This is a genomic window from Nocardia sp. 852002-20019_SCH5090214, assembly GCF_001665865.1.
Classification (GTDB): Bacteria; Actinomycetota; Actinomycetes; order Mycobacteriales; family Mycobacteriaceae; genus Nocardia; species Nocardia nova.
The window spans coordinates 1-634 of the sequence record NZ_LZMK01000058.1; the positions used below are offsets into that span (position 1 = coordinate 1).

The 634-nt window shown below is 69.2% G+C and carries 1 pseudogene; it reads left to right on the forward strand.

From position 1 onward, the window contains the following. Positions 1-107: 107 nt before the first annotated feature. Positions 108-634 (forward strand): annotated as a pseudogene (locus tag A5780_RS06490) (hypothetical protein); the annotation flags it as partial.

Sequence of the window (634 nt, forward strand, 5' to 3'; positions counted from 1 at the left end):
GTGGTGGTCGAGGGGGCGTGGGAGCAGGCATATACGCAGCTGGATTCCGGCCTGGTGGTGCTGACCGGGCCCGCCCGGCGCGGTGAAGTGGTCCTGGACTTCCCGTCATGACCGCCACACCGCAGGGTTCGTGGGCGACGATCACCGCCGCCCTCGAACGCGAGGTCGGCCCGGGAAAGCCGTCCGGGTCGTGGGTGAAGTATTGCTGTCCGGTCCATGAGGCCGGCGGCACCGGGCATCACCCGTCGCTGGCGGTGAAGTACGACGCGAACCAGCAGCGCACGAAGGTGAAGTGCTTCGCCGGATGCGATGACCGCGACGTCCTGGACAAGCTCCACCTGCAGGTCAAAGACCTGTTCGACAGCCCGATCGAGCGGGCTCGGGGCCAGCGTCGGACCGCGCCGCGGCTGGCGCCGCGCAAGGTGACTCGCGCCGAGCGGGCGATCGACGCGGCCGGCCTGCCGTTGGTGAAGCGGAAAACCGAGATGGGTCGCCAGGTTTCGGCGTGGAAGACCACCGCGACCTACCCGTATGCCCGCGCCGACGGCACGGTCGCCGGTGAGGTCGTGCGCCGTGAGGCGCGATTCGAGAAGGGCCCGGACAAACAGTTCCGTCAGCGTCGGTGGACCGAAAC